The organism is Bacillus sp. FJAT-27986 (assembly GCF_001685035.1).
Classification (GTDB): Bacteria; Bacillota; Bacilli; order Bacillales; family Pradoshiaceae; genus Pradoshia.
Genome location: NZ_MAYV01000019.1, coordinates 175,099 through 195,409 on the forward strand (window position 1 = coordinate 175,099; position 20,311 = coordinate 195,409).

Annotated in this window: 18 protein-coding genes; 8 read left to right on the plus strand and 10 right to left on the minus strand. The window is 37.1% G+C overall.

The features are described 5' to 3' along the window. The first annotated feature begins 255 nt into the window (after positions 1-255). On the plus strand, positions 256-894 hold the full coding sequence (gene yyaC / locus A8L44_RS17865; RefSeq protein WP_066109705.1) for a spore protease YyaC: 639 nt from the start codon (positions 256-258) through the stop codon (positions 892-894). A 30-nt stretch (positions 895-924) separates the two neighbouring features. On the opposite strand, the gene A8L44_RS17870 is transcribed toward yyaC, so the two are convergent. The 10 genes from A8L44_RS17870 to rpmH form a co-directional block, all read right to left on the minus strand. After that, complete coding sequence (locus A8L44_RS17870) at positions 925-1,767, minus strand: ParB/RepB/Spo0J family partition protein (RefSeq protein ID WP_066109707.1); 843 nt, start codon at positions 1,765-1,767, stop codon at positions 925-927. Then, on the minus strand, positions 1,760-2,521 hold the full coding sequence (locus A8L44_RS17875; protein WP_066109709.1) for a ParA family protein: 762 nt from the start codon (positions 2,519-2,521) through the stop codon (positions 1,760-1,762). Before A8L44_RS17875 ends, A8L44_RS17870 begins: the two co-directional genes overlap by 8 nt. Positions 2,522-2,703: 182 nt before the next feature. After that, positions 2,704-3,585: a nucleoid occlusion protein gene (noc, locus tag A8L44_RS17880; RefSeq protein WP_066109711.1), complete on the minus strand. Its 882-nt coding sequence runs from the start codon at positions 3,583-3,585 to the stop codon at positions 2,704-2,706. Between the two features lie 138 nt (positions 3,586-3,723). Next, entirely contained in the window at positions 3,724-4,440 is a 717-nt protein-coding gene (gene rsmG / locus A8L44_RS17885) for a 16S rRNA (guanine(527)-N(7))-methyltransferase RsmG (protein WP_066109714.1), read from the minus strand. An 11-nt stretch (positions 4,441-4,451) separates the two neighbouring features. Then, a complete protein-coding gene (gene mnmG, locus A8L44_RS18780; RefSeq protein ID WP_066109717.1) occupies positions 4,452-6,341 on the minus strand; it encodes a tRNA uridine-5-carboxymethylaminomethyl(34) synthesis enzyme MnmG in 1,890 nt (629 codons plus the stop codon). Between the two features lie 12 nt (positions 6,342-6,353). Further along, positions 6,354-7,739, minus strand: a complete 1,386-nt coding sequence (gene mnmE / locus A8L44_RS18785; RefSeq protein ID WP_066109720.1) for a tRNA uridine-5-carboxymethylaminomethyl(34) synthesis GTPase MnmE — start codon at positions 7,737-7,739, stop codon at positions 6,354-6,356. A 352-nt stretch (positions 7,740-8,091) separates the two neighbouring features. Continuing rightward, on the minus strand, positions 8,092-8,712 hold the full coding sequence (jag, locus tag A8L44_RS17900; RefSeq protein ID WP_066109723.1) for an RNA-binding cell elongation regulator Jag/EloR: 621 nt from the start codon (positions 8,710-8,712) through the stop codon (positions 8,092-8,094). Next, positions 8,709-9,482, minus strand: coding sequence for a YidC family membrane integrase SpoIIIJ (gene spoIIIJ, locus A8L44_RS17905; RefSeq protein ID WP_066109790.1), 774 nt, complete (start codon positions 9,480-9,482; stop codon positions 8,709-8,711). The genes jag and spoIIIJ overlap by 4 nt, the downstream gene beginning before the upstream one ends. A 139-nt stretch (positions 9,483-9,621) precedes the next feature. Continuing rightward, positions 9,622-9,963, minus strand: coding sequence for a ribonuclease P protein component (rnpA, locus tag A8L44_RS17910; protein WP_066109724.1), 342 nt, complete (start codon positions 9,961-9,963; stop codon positions 9,622-9,624). A 203-nt stretch (positions 9,964-10,166) separates the two neighbouring features. After that, entirely contained in the window at positions 10,167-10,301 is a 135-nt protein-coding gene (rpmH, locus tag A8L44_RS17915) for a 50S ribosomal protein L34 (RefSeq protein WP_066109727.1), read from the minus strand. Between the two features lie 582 nt (positions 10,302-10,883). Here rpmH and dnaA point away from each other — a divergent pair. The 7 genes from dnaA to gyrA all read left to right on the plus strand — a co-directional run bounded on the left by dnaA (position 10,884) and on the right by gyrA (position 19,972). Next, positions 10,884-12,236, plus strand: coding sequence for a chromosomal replication initiator protein DnaA (gene dnaA / locus A8L44_RS17920; protein ID WP_066109730.1), 1,353 nt, complete (start codon positions 10,884-10,886; stop codon positions 12,234-12,236). Between the two features lie 208 nt (positions 12,237-12,444). Continuing rightward, positions 12,445-13,578, plus strand: a complete 1,134-nt coding sequence (gene dnaN, locus A8L44_RS17925; RefSeq protein WP_066109733.1) for a DNA polymerase III subunit beta — start codon at positions 12,445-12,447, stop codon at positions 13,576-13,578. Between the two features lie 114 nt (positions 13,579-13,692). Continuing rightward, positions 13,693-13,908 carry a S4 domain-containing protein YaaA gene (yaaA, locus tag A8L44_RS17930; protein WP_066109738.1) on the plus strand — a complete coding sequence of 72 codons (216 nt, stop codon included), beginning with the start codon at positions 13,693-13,695 and terminating at the stop codon, positions 13,906-13,908. 18 nt (positions 13,909-13,926) lie between these two features. Further along, positions 13,927-15,045: a DNA replication/repair protein RecF gene (gene recF, locus A8L44_RS17935; protein WP_066109741.1), complete on the plus strand. Its 1,119-nt coding sequence runs from the start codon at positions 13,927-13,929 to the stop codon at positions 15,043-15,045. Positions 15,046-15,055: 10 nt separating this feature from the next. Further along, complete coding sequence (gene remB, locus A8L44_RS17940; protein ID WP_066109744.1) at positions 15,056-15,292, plus strand: extracellular matrix regulator RemB; 237 nt, start codon at positions 15,056-15,058, stop codon at positions 15,290-15,292. A 57-nt stretch (positions 15,293-15,349) separates the two neighbouring features. Beyond that, complete coding sequence (gyrB, locus tag A8L44_RS17945) at positions 15,350-17,272, plus strand: DNA topoisomerase (ATP-hydrolyzing) subunit B (protein WP_066109747.1); 1,923 nt, start codon at positions 15,350-15,352, stop codon at positions 17,270-17,272. Positions 17,273-17,419: 147 nt separating this feature from the next. Then, entirely contained in the window at positions 17,420-19,972 is a 2,553-nt protein-coding gene (gene gyrA / locus A8L44_RS17950; protein ID WP_066109750.1) for a DNA gyrase subunit A, read from the plus strand. Positions 19,973-20,311 lie beyond the last annotated feature (339 nt).

Consider the following 20,311-nt stretch of genomic DNA (forward strand, 5'->3'; position numbering starts at 1 on the left):
AATGACAATGTTTCTTTATTCCTTATGCTTGGGTATACATATGATAAATCAATCTGTTTAAAAGAAACGTTAACCATTTTACTACATCTCAGCTTTGGAAGGAAAAAGTGTATATAAAAAGACAAGTATTTTCATCCTGATAACCGGATGGGAAGAATATAGGATTCGAAAGTCTGCAAAATATTCCAAAGTTCAGTGTATAAAATCCCTATATTTTCCGTATACTGATAGTACTTTTGCAGAGGAGTGGTAATTATGAACATGAGGCCTTCTTTTTTTGAACAACGCAATACAACAAATCGAATATCATATGAGGAAGAGAATGCCCACCATGTTATCTCTAGAGAATTACTCACAATCCTCCCTTCTCATAAAGTACGTCCTGTTGTCATTGTTTGTATCGGTACAGACCGTTCAACTGGTGATTCACTTGGTCCTTTAATTGGAACATTGTTAAGTGAGAAAACACTGCCCAATTTTTATATATATGGTACATTAGAGGATCCAATCCATGCTGTGAATTTACAAGAAAAACTTAATTATATTCATAGCATACATGAAAATCCATTTATTATTGGAATAGACGCTTGTCTTGGCAGAGTTAAAAGTGTTGGAATTATCCAGGTTGGTAAAGGCCCTGTAAAGCCTGGTGCCGGTGTAAATAAAGAATTGCCCAATGTGGGAGAAGCCCATATTACAGGAATCGTTAATGTTAGTGGATTTATGGAATACTTTGTGCTTCAAAATACTCGTTTAAATTTAGTCTTAAAAATGGCTAAAGCTATTACAAAAGGTATTTATTTAGCCGGTTTATCCTATAATCATGCCGCTTCCATAACTACAACATTTAATTGGAACTTCGAAGAAGAAAAGGTACATGACAATAATTTATAGAGAAAAATAAAAAACCATATAAATGGTTTTTTATTTTTCTAAAATTTCAAGGAGTCTCTCTAAATCCTCATTGGAGAAAAATTCTATTTCTATCTTCCCACGCTTATTATTCTGTTTAATATTAACTGTTGTACCGAAACGTTCTCTTAATTGATTTTCTCTTTCCTGAATAAATATATCCTTAGCAGGGACTTTTTTTGTTTCACGTGGAACACTTTCATTCAAACCTTGAATGATCCCCTCTAATTGCCTAACATTAAGATTTTCCTTAATTACTTTATCAGCCAGAGGTTTAATATCTTTTTTTGATTTCAGGCTTAACAATGCTCTTCCATGTCCCATTGATAATTTTCCTTGAGAAATATAATCCTGAATCAATGCAGGCAATGATAACAATCGAATATGATTGGCTATATGAGGTCGGCTTTTCCCCATTCTTTTCGCCAATTCTTCTTGAGTGATATCAAGGTTTCTCAATAATGACTGATAAGCAGCACCCTCCTCTACTGGATTTAAATCTTCTCTTTGAAGATTTTCCAATAAAGCAAGTTCCATCATTTGTCGATCATCAAATTCACGAACTACAGCAGGCACAGTTTTCATTTTTGCTTCTTTAGCAGCACGAAAGCGCCTTTCTCCAGCCACTATTTCATAGCCTTTAATACTGCTTTTCCGTACAATCAGAGGCTGTAAAATTCCATGTTGAAGAATTGAGTTCTTTAATTCTTCAATAGCTTCAGGCTGAAAAGATTTCCTTGGTTGATATGGATTTGGCCGCAAATTTTTAATCGCAATCTCTTGTACCACTTCTTCTTTGCTGACTTCCATGTTAGCAATAAGGGCATCAAGACCTTTCCCCAATCCCTTACCCATTTGCAACCACTTCCTTTGCCAAATCTAAATATACTTCCGCTCCACGTGACTTTGGATCATAAATAATAATCGGCTCACCATGGCTTGGTGCTTCACTTAAACGTACGGTACGTGGAATGATCGTTTTATATACTTTATCCTGAAAGTACTTCTTAACCTCATCTATGACTTGTATACCCAGGTTTGTCCGGGCATCAAGCATGGTTAATAATACTCCCTCTATTTTTAAATCATGGTTTAAATGTTTCTGGACTAATCTAACCGTATTAAGTAATTGACTGAGGCCTTCAAGGGCGTAGTATTCACATTGCACAGGTATAAGCACAGCATCAGATGCTGTAAGGGAATTTAGAGTTAATAAACCTAAAGATGGAGGGCAATCAATAATAATATAATCATACTCATTAACGACTGCTTCTAACGCTCTTTTCAAGCGTACTTCTCTGGATATGGTAGGAACCAATTCTATTTCAGCACCTGCAAGTTGAATAGTAGCCGGTATGACATCTAGGTTTTCAACTTTCGTTGCCTTAATAACATCAGCAACATCCACATCATCAATAAGTACATCATAAATGCATTGTTCAACATCAGCCTTCTCTATCCCTACTCCACTGGTCGCATTTCCTTGTGGATCAACATCGACTAGCAAAACTTTCTTTCCTATGTACGCCAAGCAGGCCCCCAAATTAACTGAGGTTGTTGTTTTACCAACTCCTCCTTTTTGGTTTGCAATAGATATTACTTTTCCCATGTTGTCACCTGCCTCACTTTACATTCAGACTTATAACGTTTCTATTTTAACATGTTTCTATTTTTCAAAGTTCATATATTTAAAATTATCACACAGAAAGTATCGATTTTTGTAAAAAGTTTTGATTATATAAAAAAAACTGGCAACCTATCGGATTGCCAAGTTATCAATTAATCAAACTATTATTTCCTCTTTTTCGGAATACGGATTGTAATTTGATAAAAATCATCAAACTCTGTTTCCTCTGAGTCTAAGTTAATTCCATTATCCTTAACCATGCTCATTGATTGACGGATAGTATTTACCGCTATGCGCATATCCTTACTGAATGCTTTTCGGATGGCACGAGGCTTTTTGTCTTCATCAGCTGAAAGCAGTTTGTTGACTCGTTCCTCTGTCTGCTTCACATTCAGTCCTTTATCAATAATTTCTTCGACAAGCTTCGCCTGTTTTTCAGGATCTTTTAATGGGATTAAGGAGCGTGCATGTCTTTCTGTGATTGCCTTTTGCATGACCGCATTCTGAACCACCTGCGGCAATTTAAGTAAACGGATTTTATTGGCAACCGTAGATTGTCCTATTCCAAGCCTGTTTGCAAGACCTTCCTGGGTCAATTGATGCAGTTCAATTAATTTACTGTATGCCACAGCTTCTTCAATAGGAGATAATTCCTCACGTTGAAGGTTCTCTATTAAAGCAACAGATGCTGTTTCAGTGTCTGAGAGATTATTAATAATGGCAGGAATTTTATCCCAACCCAATTTACTTATGGCTCGGTATCGACGTTCACCGGCAATTATTTCAAATTGTCCATCATGGATTTCTCTGACAACAATGGGTTGAATAATTCCATGCGTTTCTATAGTCAGAGCAAGTTCTTCAATTTTCTCATCATCAAAAATACTTCTTGGTTGAAAACGATTTGGTACAATTGAAGAAATAGGTAATTTATGGATTTCGTCATGGTTTATTTCTTCTTTTTCCGTCTCAATTTCCGATTCCCTGTCAACATTTTGTTCTTTATCTCCAAGTCCAAAAAAACGTGAAAAAGGATGTTTTGTCATCCCTACACCACCTTTAAAAAACTTCCAACTAGCTTAATCATTGGCAAAAATCATATTTAAATAAGTTCAGATTGTCTCATTTTTTGGTAATAACTATCTTTATTATACCGTTTTTTAGAATATCCGTCTCAATAAAGTTTACTCTAATGGCTGCTTATTTGGTGTTCCCGGTTTTCGTGGATATTTTTTTGGCGTTTCTTTTACTTTATCTATTAAGATAATATGACGTTTGCTGTCTTCCTTTGGCAGTTGGAAATAAAAGTCCTGATCCATTTTACCACCTAAAATTGTCAACGCCTTTTTCCCTGCCAATACTTCATCATCAGCACCGGCACCTTTTAAAGCGATAAATTTGCCTCCTTTTTTTACTAATGGAAGGCATAACTCGCTTAAAACCGATAATCTGGCAACTGCTCTAGCCGTAACATAATCATATTGTTCCCGGTGTGCTGCTAATTTACCAAATGTTTCTGCACGATCATGATATAAATTGACATCCTGTAAACCCAGCTCATCTGTTAAGGTTTTTAAAAAGGTAATCCGCTTATTTAAAGAATCTACAATAGACAATTTTATTGATGGAAAGCAAATCTTTAGTGGTATACTGGGAAACCCTGCTCCCGCTCCAACATCACATAAAGAAAGATCCTGATTAAAATCAATAAAGAAAGATGGTGAGATGGAATCATAGAAATGTTTCAAATAAACCTCTTCTTTATCCGTAATAGCTGTCAGATTTACTTTTTCATTCCATTCTACCAAAAGCTTAAAATACGTTTCGAATTGGTCAAGCTGAGATGGAGAAAGAACAATTCCCTTCTCCTCTAATGCATGTTTAAATTCTGATATGTTCATTTATTTACCTCTTAATTTTGGGGTATTTTTGCAATTTTCCCTTGTTCAATATAAACGAGCAAGATAGAAATATCAGCTGGGTTAACACCTGATATACGTGAAGCTTGGGCCATAGATAATGGACGAACCTGTTTTAATTTCTGACGTGCTTCAGAAGCAAGCCCTGTAATAGCGTCATAATCAATTAAATCAGGGATTCTTTTGTTTTCCATTTTCTTCAGCTTTTCTACTTGCTGAATCGACTTTTCAATATAACCCTCATATTTAACCTGTATTTCCACCTGCTCTGCTACATCCTCAGGAACTTCACTCTCTGCAGGAATTAATTGACTGATATGTTTGTACGATAATTCTGTCCTTCTAAGCAGGTCATTGCCGCGAATGCCATCCTTTAGTTCACTGCTTCCCCATTCTCTTAAATAAGATTGGGTAGTTTCATTTGGTTTAATGATGGTAGCAGCCAGCCTTTCGATTTCATTCTGAATAGCTTGCTTTTTAGTCAAGAAGCGTTCATAACGGTCCTCACTGATCAATCCAATGCGATGGCCTATTTCTGTTAATCTCAGGTCTGCATTATCATGTCTCAGCAATAAACGATATTCAGCACGGGATGTAAGCAATCTATAAGGCTCATTCGTTCCCTTCGTAACCAGGTCATCAATCAGAACCCCAATATAGGCATCCGAACGGCTCAGAATAATCTCCTCTTCATTCAGAGCTCTGCGGCCTGCATTGATCCCAGCCATTAGCCCCTGTCCAGCAGCTTCTTCATAACCTGATGTACCATTAATTTGGCCAGCAGTATATAAATTTTTAATATTTTTTGTTTCTAATGTCGGCCAGAGCTGTGTTGGTACGATAGCATCATACTCAATTGCATAGCCAGCCCGCATCATCTGTACATTTTCGAGCCCCGGTATGGTTGCCAGGATTTCCTTTTGAACATCTTCCGGCAAACTTGTTGAAAGCCCTTGTACATATACTTCATTCGTGTCTCTGCCTTCCGGTTCAAGGAAGATTTGATGGCGTGGCTTATCATTAAAACGAACTACTTTATCTTCTATTGAAGGACAGTAACGCGGTCCAGTACCCTTAATCATTCCAGAATACATAGGAGAGCGATGTAAATTATTATCGATAATCGTATGTGTTCCTTCATTTGTGTATGTCAGCCAACATGGCAACTGATCCGTAATATAGGTCGTTGTCTCATAGGAAAATGCCCTTGGTACATCGTCCCCAGGTTGTATTTCAGTTTTATTGTAATCAATTGTATCACCGTTCACTCTTGGCGGTGTACCTGTTTTAAAACGGACTAAATCTAATCCAAGCTCTTCAAGGTGTTCAGATAGCTTGATGGATGGTTGTTGATTATTTGGACCGCTGGAGTATTTTAATTCTCCTAAAATAATTTCTCCGCGTAAAAAAGTCCCTGTTGTAATAACAACTGCTTTTGAATGATAGATAGCCCCTGTCTGTGTAATAACGCCCTTACATTCCCCATCCTCAATAAGTAAGCGATCAACCATCCCTTGCATGAGGGTTAGATTCTTTTCATTTTCGAGCGTTTTTTTCATTTCGTTCTGATAGGCGAATTTATCTGCCTGTGCTCTTAACGCACGCACAGCCGGTCCCTTACCTGTATTGAGCATTCTCATTTGAATATGGGTCTTATCAATATTTTTACCCATCTCTCCACCAAGAGCATCAATCTCTCTGACTACGATCCCTTTTGCAGGACCACCAACTGATGGATTACAGGGCATAAATGCAACCATATCCAAATTAATTGTTAATACAAGTGTTTTAGCCCCTTGTCTGGCAGCAGCAAGACCTGCTTCACTCCCCGCATGACCTGCTCCTATTACTATTACATCATATTCACCAGCATGATATGCCATTGTTTTACCTCCTTATTTCCCAAGACAAAACTGCGAAAACAACTGATTGATTAAACTCTCATGGACACTTTCTCCAATAACTTCCCCTAATAGTTCCCATGACTTTGTTAAATCGATTTGAACCAGATCAATTGGTACACCGGCATTAATGCCATCCAGTGCATCATCAATTGCCTGTTTTGCTTTATTCAAAAGGGCTATATGACGTGAGTTAGATACATATGTCGCATCGCCGGAATTTAAATTTCCCTCAAAGAAAAGTCCAGAAATAGCTTCCTCTAAGTCATCTACACCTTTATCCTCTTTTAGCGATGTTAAAATAATCGAATAGTTCTTTGCAACAGCTTTAACTTTATCAATTTCAAGCTTTCCAGGAAGATCTGTTTTGTTAATAAGCACAATGACATCCATCCCATTGACAGCTTCAAACAAACGTTGGTCTTCTTCTGTAAATTCTTCTGCATGATTTAGCACAAGAAGTATTAAATCTGCTTTCTTTAATACCTCTCTGGAACGTTCCACTCCGATACGCTCTACTATATCTTCTGTTTCACGTATTCCGGCAGTATCCACCAAACGAAGCGGTACTCCCCTTACATTAACATATTCTTCAATGACATCCCTTGTGGTTCCTGGAATATCTGTAACAATTGCTTTATTTTCCTGTACCAAACTATTTAATAAGGAAGACTTTCCTACGTTAGGTCTGCCGACAATTACGGTTGAAATACCTTCTCTTAAAATTTTCCCCTGATGACTGGTTTGTAGTAATTTTTCAATTTCCCCACTGACATATTCACAGCGTTCCTTAAATAAGTGGTGAGTCATTTCCTCCACATCATCATATTCAGGGTAATCTATATTAACCTCCACCTGAGCTAGTGTTTCAAGGATATCCTGGCGCAATTTCTTTATCAATCTTGACAGTTTACCTTCAACTTGCCCTAAAGCTACATTCATCGCTTTATCTGTCTTCGCTCTGATTAAATCCATTACAGCTTCCGCTTGAGACAAATCAATTCTTCCATTTAAAAACGCCCGTTTTGTAAACTCTCCAGGCTCGGCTAAAGTAGCTCCCTGTCTTAAGATAAGCTGAAGTACTCTATTCACGGAAACTAAACCGCCATGGCAATTAATTTCGACGATATCTTCACGAGTAAATGTATTTGGAGCTTTTAAAACGGTCACCATTACTTCTTCTATAATGGTATTCGTTTTAGGATCTATGATATTTCCATAGTGTATCGTATGACTTGGCACATCAGTCAATCTCTTCCCTTTAGGGCTCCGATAAACAGAGTCTGCGATACTTATTGCCTCATCTCCGCTTATACGAACAATTCCGATTGCTCCCTCTCCCATCGGAGTTGATATCGCAGCAATTGTATCAAAATCCATGACCTATACTCCTTTCATAACAAAATTAAAAATCTATAATAATCGACACATACCATTTGTACCCGCCGCTCTTATCCACAACCACTAAAATGCAGTACGTATAATTTTAACTTATCCACATGTGAATAACAAGAATCTAAGCACAATCTTCCTTTTAGATATAAATTATTCAGCTAAATTGTGAACTCTGTTCTTATATTTTTTTCACCTTATATCTACTTTGCCCTAATACACTCGTTTAGATATCAGAAAGTCCAGTTCTTTTAATTATTAAAAGCCGATAAATTCAATCAATTATAACTGGAAGCATTCAAAAAAAAATCTCCGAAATCATTCGGAGATTTTGTTCACGCTATTTATTTGGCGAAATCACGATATGACGATGTGGTTCAGTACCAGCAGAGTACGTTTTGACTTTTTTATTATTCATCAGCGCCGTATGAATCACTTTTCTTTCAAATGATGGCATGGGCTCCAATGAAACTTCTTTTTTTGTATAGATAGCTTTATTAGCCATTTTTTCCGAAAGATTAACTAAAGCTTCATTTCTTCGGCTCCGGTAATCCTCTGCATCGAGCATGATCGTTAGATATTGGGTAGAGTTCTTATTTACTACAAGCTGAGTCAGGTATTGAAGGGAATTTAATGTTTGTCCCCTTTTTCCAATCAGCATGGCTATTTTCTCACCAGATAACTCAAATGTAACAACTTTGCCTTCTTGCTTATGATGAACATGTACCTCTGCACCCATTTTTTCTGCTACATTCTCGATGAATTGTTTTGCTTCTGCTAACGGATCATGCTTTACAGTCACCTTCACGATAGCCGGTCTTGAGCCAAACAAGCCTAAAAAACCTTTTTTCCCTTCATCTACAACTTGGATTTCAGTCTTTTCCTTCGTTGTATTTAATTCCTTAAGAGCAGATTCAACAGCTTCATTAACTGTTTGGGCTGTAGCGGTTACTTGTTTCACTTTTTCTTACCTCCGGCTTTTACATTTGATTTATCGGCTTTTGCTTGCTTTAAATCAGGCCCTTTAATGAAGTAAGTTTGGGCAATCGAGAAAATATTACCAACAACCCAGTATAAAGATAGTGCTGCCGGGAAGTTAATTGCGAACACAATAATCATAATCGGCATAATATATAGCATCATTTGCATAGTTGGATTATCATCCTGTCCAACCATGGATATTTTTTGTTGAATAAAGGTTGTTGCACCTGCAATTAGCGGAAGGATAAAGTATGGATCCTTGTCGCCTAAATCAAACCATAGGAAACTATGATTAGCAATTTCAGTTGTTCTCATAATTGCGTGATAGAACGCAATCAAAATCGGCATTTGAACAAAAATCGGCAAACATCCTGCCAATGGGTTTACCCCATGTTTTTGGAACAAAGCCATTGTTTCCTGCTGCAGTTTTTGTTGAGTTTCAGCATCCTTAGAGCTGTATTTCTCTTTCAATCTATTCATTTCCGGTTGAATAGCCTGCATCGCTTTTGTACTTTTAATTTGTTTAATCATCAATGGTAAAATCAATAATCTAACCAAAATTGTGACCAGAATAATCGATATTCCATATTTATTACCTAATAACTCAGCCATTTTGATTATCAGCCAGGAAAGCGGATAAACAAAGTATTGATTCCAGATACCAGTACTTTCTGAATCTATTGGTTGATTGACTTCACTACATCCTGATAGAACAGCAATGAGAAAAACAACCGAACCAAAGAGAAGCATATGTTTCTTCTTCAAGCCTTATTTCCTCCTAACTACTTAAGAGGCATTAATACCTCTTATATGCCAATGAATGTATTTTAACATCTTTTAGATGTCTACGCCTAAATGTTTTAGGCTTTTTTATAACAGAAAACCTACACTACATTTTTCTCAAGACGCCAGCACGCTTTAATACATGGATTAGACTCGCTTTCGATTCATGGAAGTCCATTTCTGAGGTCGGTTTTCTTGCAACAATGATGTAATCATTCCCCTTCATGATTCGATCATCAAGCTCTAAAAAGGATTGCCTTACATAACGTTTAACACGGTTCCGTGTCACTGCATTGCCAATTTTCTTACTCACTGAAAGACCCAGACGAAAGTTTGTCTGTTCCTTCTTTAATACGTAAATAACAAATTGCCTGTTCGCAAAAGATTTACCTTTTTTAAATACTTCCTGGAAATCCTGATTCTTTTTAATCCTGCGCTCTTTGTTCATATATCCACCTGCACCTAACACATACGTTCAACTTTTAAATGGGTTTCGATTTATTTCTAATCCCATTATATTTCCATTGTACATCATTAACAAATTTACGCATTATTAAAACGCCAATCTGTATATAACTTTGATCTATTTCTCATCTTAATCATTAAAAAACGCTATAAGCTTAAAAAAAGACCACTGAAATGGTCAGTGGTCTAGGCAGATAATACTTTTCTTCCTTTACGACGACGAGCTGCAAGAACACGACGTCCGTTTTTTGTGCTCATGCGGGCACGGAACCCATGAACTTTGCTGTGTTTACGTTTATTTGGTTGGTACGTTCTTTTCATATTAGTACACCTCCCTGAGGATTACAGTTAAAGACAGTCTTTACAATTATATAGATGGTGATACGTAATTGTCAACTTATACTTTCAAACATTAAAAACTACCTTCTGATTTACAAATAAATAAATTTATATGGATCGCTTAAATTTCATTTTTAAAATTTACCTTGTTCTCTATGGATAGGTTGTGGATAATTAAATTATCACTATTTAACAATCCACACCCCTTTTCGACAGGTTTTGCACAAACCCACTTCTTGTGGAAAACTTTCATCCCCATTCACTGAGTCTTGTGGATAAATAACAAAAAACGTTGCAACTCAAGCAAATTTTTGATATCATATTTTTTGTTTTCATTCTTAATAACTTATCCACATAAATAATTATCCACAGATTGTTAATAAGCTGTGGATAGGATTTTACACAGGAGCGTATAACTTTGTCCACAGGAAGTGGATATTGTCGAAAACCTATATTCCCCATAATGTTCCTTATACATTGTTTTTTATATTTATACATTTCCTATTTATATTGTTTTAATTCAAGTTTATTGTGGTTTGGCTGTCTTTGAAGGAGGATTGACGAGTGAAAAATATAGATGAGCTATGGAAGCACTCATTATCAATATTAGAAAAGAAAATAAGCAAGCCAAGCTTTGAAACCTGGCTGAAGTCTACAAAAGCTTATTCTTTAAAAAAGGATACACTCACAGTAATTGCGCCAAACGAGTTTGCCCGAGATTGGCTAGAGGAACGTTACTCAGATGTAATAGGTGAGGTTTTATACGAAACTACAGGCGAACAATTGGAAGTTAAATTCATTATTCCTCACAACCAAAGGGAAGAAGAATATGATTTACCAGCACCGGCCAAAAGGGTTAGAAAATCAGATGACGATCAGCATGAGATACCTCAAACCTTATTAATACCAAAGTATACTTTTGATACTTTCGTTATTGGTTCCGGCAACCGTTTTGCCCATGCAGCATCCTTGGCTGTAGCGGAAGCTCCGGCTAAAGCCTATAATCCTCTATTTATTTATGGGGGAGTTGGACTTGGTAAAACACATTTAATGCATGCTATCGGCCATTATGTATTGGAGCACAACCCATCAGCTAAAGTGGTTTATTTGTCATCCGAGAAATTTACAAATGAATTTATTAATTCAATCCGAGATAACCGTGCTGAAGATTTCCGTAATAAATACCGGAATGTCGATGTACTGCTAATTGATGATATTCAATTTTTAGCTGGAAAAGAATCGACTCAGGAGGAATTTTTCCATACGTTTAATGCACTCCACGAGGAAAGTAAGCAAATCGTTATCTCAAGTGATCGTCCTCCGAAAGAGATTCCGACTCTTGAAGATCGGTTGCGGTCTCGTTTTGAATGGGGTCTGATTACTGATATTACACCACCAGATCTCGAAACAAGGATTGCGATCCTGCGGAAGAAAGCAAAAGCTGAACGACTGGATATTTCGAATGAAGTTATGATTTATATAGCCAACCAAATCGATTCCAACATTCGTGAGCTCGAAGGAGCCCTAATAAGAGTGGTAGCCTATTCTTCCTTAATAAATAAGGATATTAACGCAGACTTAGCTGCCGAAGCTCTAAAGGATATCATTCCGAATTCGAAACCAAAAATTATCGCTATATCGGATATTCAGAGGACAGTTGGAGAATACTTTAATGTAAAATTAGATGATTTTAAAGCTAAAAAACGGACAAAATCAGTTGCCTTCCCTAGGCAGATTGCTATGTATTTGTCCAGAGAGCTTACGGACTCTTCATTGCCCAAAATAGGTGAAGAATTTGGAGGACGTGACCATACAACTGTTATACATGCACATGAAAAAATATCTAAGCTTTTACAAATCGATTCTCAGCTACAGGATCATATTAAGGAAATTACTTTAAAACTTAACAATCACTGATCAACGAAGCAGTTACTAACTGTTGATAATCAATTAAGTTGCTATCAAGATTACTCACAGTCTGTCCACATGTGGATAGACTGTTTTTCGGTCAAATAGTTGAGTTATCCACATTTCCACAGGCCCTACTATTACTTCTTCTTTTATTTTTATAAATAAATTAATAAATATGTATCTAAAATCAATCATCATACTGGGAGGATTACTTATGAAAATTACGATTCAGCGCGACCGTCTGGTCCAAAGTGTTACTGATGTTCTTAAAGCGGTATCAACCCGTACAACGATACCAATTCTTACTGGAATAAAAATTAAAGCAAATGAAGAAGGGGTCACTTTAACAGGAAGTGATTCTGATATCTCTATTGAATCATTCATTCCAGCAGAAGAAGAAGGCAATGAACTAGTTGAAATTAAAGAGTCTGGATCAATCGTTTTACCGGCTCGTTTCTTTGCTGAAATCGTAAAAAAACTTCCAGAGAGCACAGTTGATTTGGAAGTATATGCACACCTGCAAACAATTATTCGTTCAGGAAAAGCTGAATATAAACTAAACGGACTAAATGCTGAAGATTATCCACAGCTTCCTCAAATGGAAGAACAGCATATGTATTCTATGCCAATCGATTTATTAAAAAATATTATCCGTCAAACTATTTTCGCAGTGTCCACCTCAGAAACACGCCCTGTGTTGACAGGTGTAAACTGGCGCATAGAAGATGGGCAATTAATCTGTATTGCAACAGATAGCCATCGTTTGGCTATGAGAAAAACGGTGATTAATGGGAATGGTGATAGCTACAGTGTAGTCGTCCCTGGAAAGAGCTTAAGTGAATTAAGTAAAATCCTCGATGACACGGATGAAGAAATAAAAATTATATTTACAGAAAATCAGGTACTGTTTAAATCAAAAAATTTATTATTCTTCTCCAGATTATTAGAGGGTAATTATCCAGACACTTCTCGATTAATACCGAATGAAAGCAAAACAGATGTTAGAATAAATACAAAGGAACTTCTTCATGCCATTGATCGTGCTTCTTTATTAGCGAGAGAAAGCAGAAATAATGTTGTTAAGCTTTCTACAATGGGAAATTCCTATATTGAAATTTCCTCTCATACACCAGAGGTTGGTACAGTAACTGAGGAAATTGTTACTCAAACGATTGAGGGAGAGGAATTAAAAATATCCTTTAGTGCGAAATATATGATGGATGCCCTAAAAGCCTTGAATGTAACAGAAGTGACTATTAATTTTACTGGAGCGATGAGACCATTTGTTCTTAAAGGTGTAGATGACGATAGTATGCTGCAGTTAATACTGCCTGTTAGAACATATTGATTTAAAAATTTTTGAGAACCTGTTTTTGGATATACATCGAAACAGGTTCTTTTTGTGCAAAACCAAATTTTTTAGTAAAATAAACTTTTAGAGACTTTTACAGGTGGGATTATTATGATGGAATCAATACGTATTCAAACCGAGTATATTACTCTCGGGCAATTTTTAAAATTAGCGAGTATTATCGACTCTGGCGGGAACGCAAAATGGTTTCTTTCAGAATATGAGGTATACGTGAATGGTGAACTGGATGTTCGCAGAGGCAGAAAGCTCCGGGTTGGAGACCGTATTGAAATCCCGGATGTCGGTTCCTATATTATTACGGATTAAAGTAAAGGATCTAAAGATATGTATCTTGAAAAGATTAGTCTTCAACATTATAGAAACTATGAAAGTCTGACCGCCGAATTTGAAAATAAGGTGAATGTTATACTGGGCGAAAATGCTCAAGGAAAAACAAATGTGATGGAAGCTATGTATGTACTGGCCATGGCTAAATCTCACCGCACCTCCAATGATAAAGATCTTATTCGATGGGACCAGGAATATGCTAAAATAGAGGGAAGAGTACTGAAAAACAGAGGACCTCTTCCTATGGAATTGATTATTTCCAAAAAAGGCAAAAAAGCTAAAAGTAATCATTTGGAGCAAAAGCGTTTGAGCCAGTATATCGGCAATATGAATGTGATTATGTTTGCTCCGGAGGACTTAAACCTGGTGAAGGGCAGCCCTTTAATCAGAAGACGCTTTATAGATATGGAAATAGGACAAGTATCGCCTGTTTATTTACATGATATAAACCAATACCAAAAGATTCTCAATCAACGTAATGCGTTTTTGAGGCAAGCACAGCTGAGCAAAAGAGCTGACGATGCTATGCTTGCGGTTCTAAATGACCAATTCATTCATTATGCTGCAAGAATTCTTTTAAAGAGGTTTGAGTTCCTTGAATTGCTTAAGAATTGGGCAAAACCTATCCATAAAGGCATTTCTAGAGGTCTAGAAACGCTGGATATTCAATATAAACCATCCATAGAGGTATCAGAATCTATGGACTTGTCGAAAATAGTAGAAAGATTTCAGGAAAAATTTGATAAAATAAGTACTAGAGAAAAAGAACGAGGCACAACATTAATTGGTCCACATAGAGATGACCTGCAATTCTTCGTCAATGGTCATGATGTGCAAACGTTTGGGTCGCAAGGCCAGCAAAGAACAACAGCCTTATCTTTAAAATTAGCTGAAATTGAGCTGATTCATTCAGAAATCAATGAATATCCAATTCTTTTGCTTGATGATGTTCTATCTGAATTGGATGATTACAGACAATCGCATTTGTTGAATACCATTCAAGGTAAGGTACAAACCTTTGTAACGACTACAAGTGTAGACGGAATCGATCATCAAACATTGAGAGAAGCTGCAACCTTTCAAGTGAAAAGCGGAACAATGTCCAGATTGAAATGAGGTGGTTAAGATGTATCTTCATGTCGGAAATGATACTGTAATTAAGACTAGTGAACTAGTTACGGCACTTGATGCCAAAATGCTAACAGATTCACCTGTATTACAGAGATTTTTAGATGAAAATAAAGTTATTGATCTGGCTGAAGGTAATACAAAATCAATTGTGGTTACAGTTCATCACATCTATCTCTCACCAATTGGACTAACTGCTTTGAAAAGAAAATCAGCAAAGATGTCTACGTTGTAACACAATCGATAAGATACGAAATAAATGCATGAAAAGTGTAGGTGAAATGATTTGACAATGGAGCAAAAAGAAATACAAAAAGAATCCTATGATGAAAACCAGATACAAATACTTGAAGGGCTAGAGGCAGTACGTAAAAGGCCTGGTATGTATATTGGTTCCACAAGTTCCAGAGGGCTTCACCATTTAGTCTGGGAAATTGTTGATAACAGTATTGATGAAGCACTGGCAGGATATTGTGATGAAATCAATGTATTCATCAATAAAGACAATAGTATTACGGTTAAGGATAATGGTCGTGGTATTCCTGTTGGTATACACGAAAAAGTAGGCCGTCCTGCAGTAGAAGTCATTATGACAACTTTACATGCCGGTGGTAAATTTGGCGGTGGAGGCTACAAAGTCTCCGGCGGTCTTCATGGTGTGGGTGCTTCAGTTGTTAATGCCCTGTCTACTGAATTGTCTGTCCAAGTAGAACGTGAAGGGAAAATTCATCTTCAACGTTTTGAAAGAGGTACACCAAAAGGCGAGCTTGAGATTTTAGGCGAATCCGATCGTACTGGTACAACTATTACATTTAAACCTGATGGTGAAATTTTTACGGAAACTCTTATATATGAATATGAGATTTTGGCGGTAAGGTTAAGGGAATTAGCCTTCTTAAACCGTGGTATTAAAATCACGATTAAGGATGAACGTGAAGATGGTAAAGAAAATGAATATTACTATGAAGGCGGCATTAAATCCTATGTAGAACATCTAAATCGTACGAGAGAGGTACTTCACGAAGAACCAATCTATGTCGAGGGTGCTAAAGATGGGATTTCTGTTGAGGTTGCTTTGCAATACAATGATAGTTTTACAAGTAATATTTATTCATTTGCCAATAATATCCACACCTATGAAGGTGGAGCACACGAATCTGGATTTAAAACAGCCTTAACTCGTGTAATAAATGATTATGCAAGGAAATACGGCATTTTCAAGGAAAATGACCAAAATTTAACCGGTGAAGATGTTCGCGAAGGCCTAACTGCGATTGTATCGATCAAACACCCTGATCCGCAGTTCGAAGGACAAACGAAAACTAAACTTGGTAACTCTGAGGCAAGAACGATTACTGACTCCATTTTCTCTGAAAAAATGGAGAAATTCATGCTTGAAAATCCTAGTGTCGCAAGAAAAATTATCGATAAAGGATTAATGGCTGCCAGAGCGAGAGCAGCAGCCAAAAAGGCTAGAGAGCTAACAAGAAGAAAGAGTGCATTGGAGATTTCCAACTTACCAGGGAAATTGGCTGACTGTTCTTCAAAAGATCCATCCATTAGCGAAATTTACATCGTTGAGGGTGATTCTGCTGGCGGATCGGCAAAATCTGGCCGTGATCGACACTTCCAGGCCATTTTGCCTTTACGCGGTAAAATACTAAACGTGGAAAAAGCGCGTCTGGATAGAATTCTTGGCAATCAAGAGATCAGAATGATTGTAACAGCTCTGGGAACTGGTATTGGTGAGGATTTTGATATTACGAAGGCACGATATCATAAAGTTGTCATCATGACTGATGCCGATGTCGACGGTGCCCATATCAGAACCTTATTGTTGACGTTCTTCTATCGTTATATGCGACCGATTATTGAAAATGGTTATATCTATATTGCTCAGCCACCGTTATACAAAATACAGCAAGGCAAGCGTATAATGTATGCTTATAATGATCGAGAGCTGGAAAGTATTATGAGTGAGCTCCCTAGCCAGCCAAAACCTGGTCTACAGCGTTATAAAGGTTTGGGTGAAATGAATGCAACACAGTTATGGGATACAACGATGGATCCGGAGCACAGAACATTGTTGCAGGTTAGTCTAGAAGATGCAATCGATGCAGATGAAACCTTTGAAATGCTTATGGGCGACAAAGTCGAACCGCGTCGGAATTTCATTGAAGAAAATGCGTTACAAGTTAAGAATCTAGATATATAAATTCGATTGATTTTTAAGTATGACTTCAATGGGATTGTTATTGAATTGGGGAATAGCGATCCATACATCTTTTCTGCAGGATAGACAACATCTATCCTGTCTTTTTACATGTATAACTGGATTTTGCGGATAAGAGGAGGTAATTCCATGGCGGAAATGGAAAACTCGAGGGTTAAAGAAATAAATATAAGTCAGGAAATGCGAACATCATTCTTGGATTATGCTATGAGTGTTATCGTAGCCAGAGCACTTCCGGATGTTCGTGATGGGTTGAAGCCTGTGCATAGGCGTGTATTGTACGCTATGAATGATTTAGGTATGACGTCGGATAAAGCATTTAAGAAATCGGCACGTATCGTTGGTGAAGTTATCGGTAAATACCATCCTCATGGTGATACGGCAGTCTACGACACGATGGTCCGTATGGCTCAGGATTTCAACCTTAGATATATGCTGGTTGAGGGGCATGGTAACTTTGGATCTGTTGATGGTGATTCAGCTGCGGCAATGCGTTATACAGAAGCCCGTATGTCAAAAATATCAATGGAGTTAGTTAGAGACTTAAACAAGGATACAATCGATTACCGAGACAACTACGATGGTTCAGAAAAGGAACCAGTGGTACTTCCATCACGTTTTCCTAACCTGCTTGTAAATGGCTCTTCTGGAATTGCGGTTGGTATGGCTACGAATATTCCTCCACATCAGTTAGGAGAGGTCATTGATGGTGTGCTTGCTTTAAGTAAAGACCCTGAGATCTCCATACAGGAATTGATGGAAATTATTCCGGGTCCGGACTTTCCAACTGCAGGTCAAATTTTAGGAAGAAGCGGTATTCGTAAAGCTTATGAAACTGGTCGTGGTTCCATCACGTTAAGGGCAAGATCGTTTATTGAAGAGAAACAAAACGGTAAACAGGTCATTATTGTAACGGAACTTCCATACCAAGTGAACAAAGCCAAACTGGTTGAACGTATTGCAGACTTGGTACGTGACAAGAAAATTGAAGGTATTACAGATTTACGGGATGAGTCAGACCGTAATGGTATGCGTATCGTAATTGAATTAAGAAGAGACACGAATGCAAACGTACTTTTAAATAATTTATATAAGCATACAGCAATGCAAACAACCTTTGGCATCAACATGCTCTCTCTTGTTGATGACCAGCCGAAGGTTCTGAATCTGAAACAAATGCTTTATTACTATTTGGAACATCAGAAGGTAATTATTCGCAGAAGAACGCAATTTGAACTTCGTAAAGCAGAAGCAAGAGCGCATATTTTAGAAGGACTACGAATTGCACTTGATCATATTGATGAAATTATAGCCTTAATCCGTGGCTCTCAAACTACTGATATTGCCAGAGAAGGATTAATGACTAAATTCGAATTGACTGAAAAGCAAGCTCAGGCGATCTTGGATATGCGTCTGCAAAGGTTAACAGGCTTAGAACGAGATAAAATCGAAAACGAATATAAAGAGCTTATGACATTGATTGGCGAGTTAAGAGCCATTCTTGCTGATGAAGAAAAGTTGCTTGACTTAATTCGTGAAGAGTTAACTGAAATTAAAGAACGGTTTAATGACGAAAGAAGAACAGAAATTGTCTTGGCCGGTCTGGAACATATTGAGGATGAAGACTTAATCCCTCAAGAGAATATCGTTATCTCTTTAACGAATAAAGGGTATATCAAGCGACTGCCAGCATCCACATACAGAAGTCAGCGTCGTGGAGGACGAGGTATTCAGGGAATGGGTACCAATGAAGATGACTTTGTTGAGCATCTGCTAACAACTTCAACGCATGATACAATTCTCTTCTTTACTAATAAAGGGAAAGTATATCGTTCGAAGGGGTATGAAATACCTGAATATGGACGGACAGCTAAAGGTCTGCCAATTATAAACTTACTTGAAATTGAAAAAGATGAGTGGATTAATGCAATTATCCCAGTTGAAGAATTTGTGGACGATTGGTTCTTATTCTTTACTACTAAACAAGGGATTTCTAAACGTTCCCCATTATCTTCTTTTGCCAATATTAGAAATAACGGATTGATTGCAGTTGGTTTGCGTGATAACGATGAATTGATTTCCGTTAAACTAACAGATGGCACCCGGAACATCATCATTGGAACAAAAGATGGTCAATTGATCCGATTCCCAGAAACTGATGTGCGTTCAATGGGACGTACAGCAACGGGTGTGAAAGGAATCACTTTAAGCGAGAATGATGAAGTAGTAGGTATGGATATACTCGAAGAAAATGATGATATATTAATCGTTACTCGCAATGGGTATGGAAAACGTACCGGAGAAGAAGAATATAGAATTCAAAGTCGTGGCGGTAAAGGAATTAAAACCTGCAATATAACCGATAAAACTGGTTCATTAGTATCTGTAAAAACTGTTACAGGTGAAGAAGATTTAATGGTTATTACTGCTGCGGGTGTTATTATTCGTATGGATGTTGGACAGATCTCCCGTTTAGGAAGAAATACAATGGGTGTTAAATTGATCAGACTTGAATCAGGTGATGATCAATATGTGTCTACAGTAGCTAAGGTACAAAAAGAAGAAGACTCTCCTGAGGATGACGAGCAGGAAGAAACAGTAGAACAAACAGAAATACAATCAGAAGAACAAACAGAACAAGGCACGGATGTTGAACCACTGGATTCACCTGAAGAAGAATAATAGGAGATAATACATTTGGTATATACAAAATAGCTTGTTACTAACAACACCTCTTTTTAAAAGAGGTGTTGTTTTTATAAATGATTGTTTAAAGAAATTGGTTTGAGGTCGTATCATATTATGCTGTTTATATGGAGTTGATACATGCTAATAACAGCATTCATCTGTAGATTGGAGATGATAAGAGAGGCAGAGTTAAAACCTTTAAGCTAATACGATTAGTTGATTATATTTGTTTTATAGTTTTTTATAAAAAAGTGTTGCATTCCTGCCTGGGAATTGATATACTGATTTAGCTGACCGGGAAACACCGGGATGCACAAACATTAAATAAAAAAA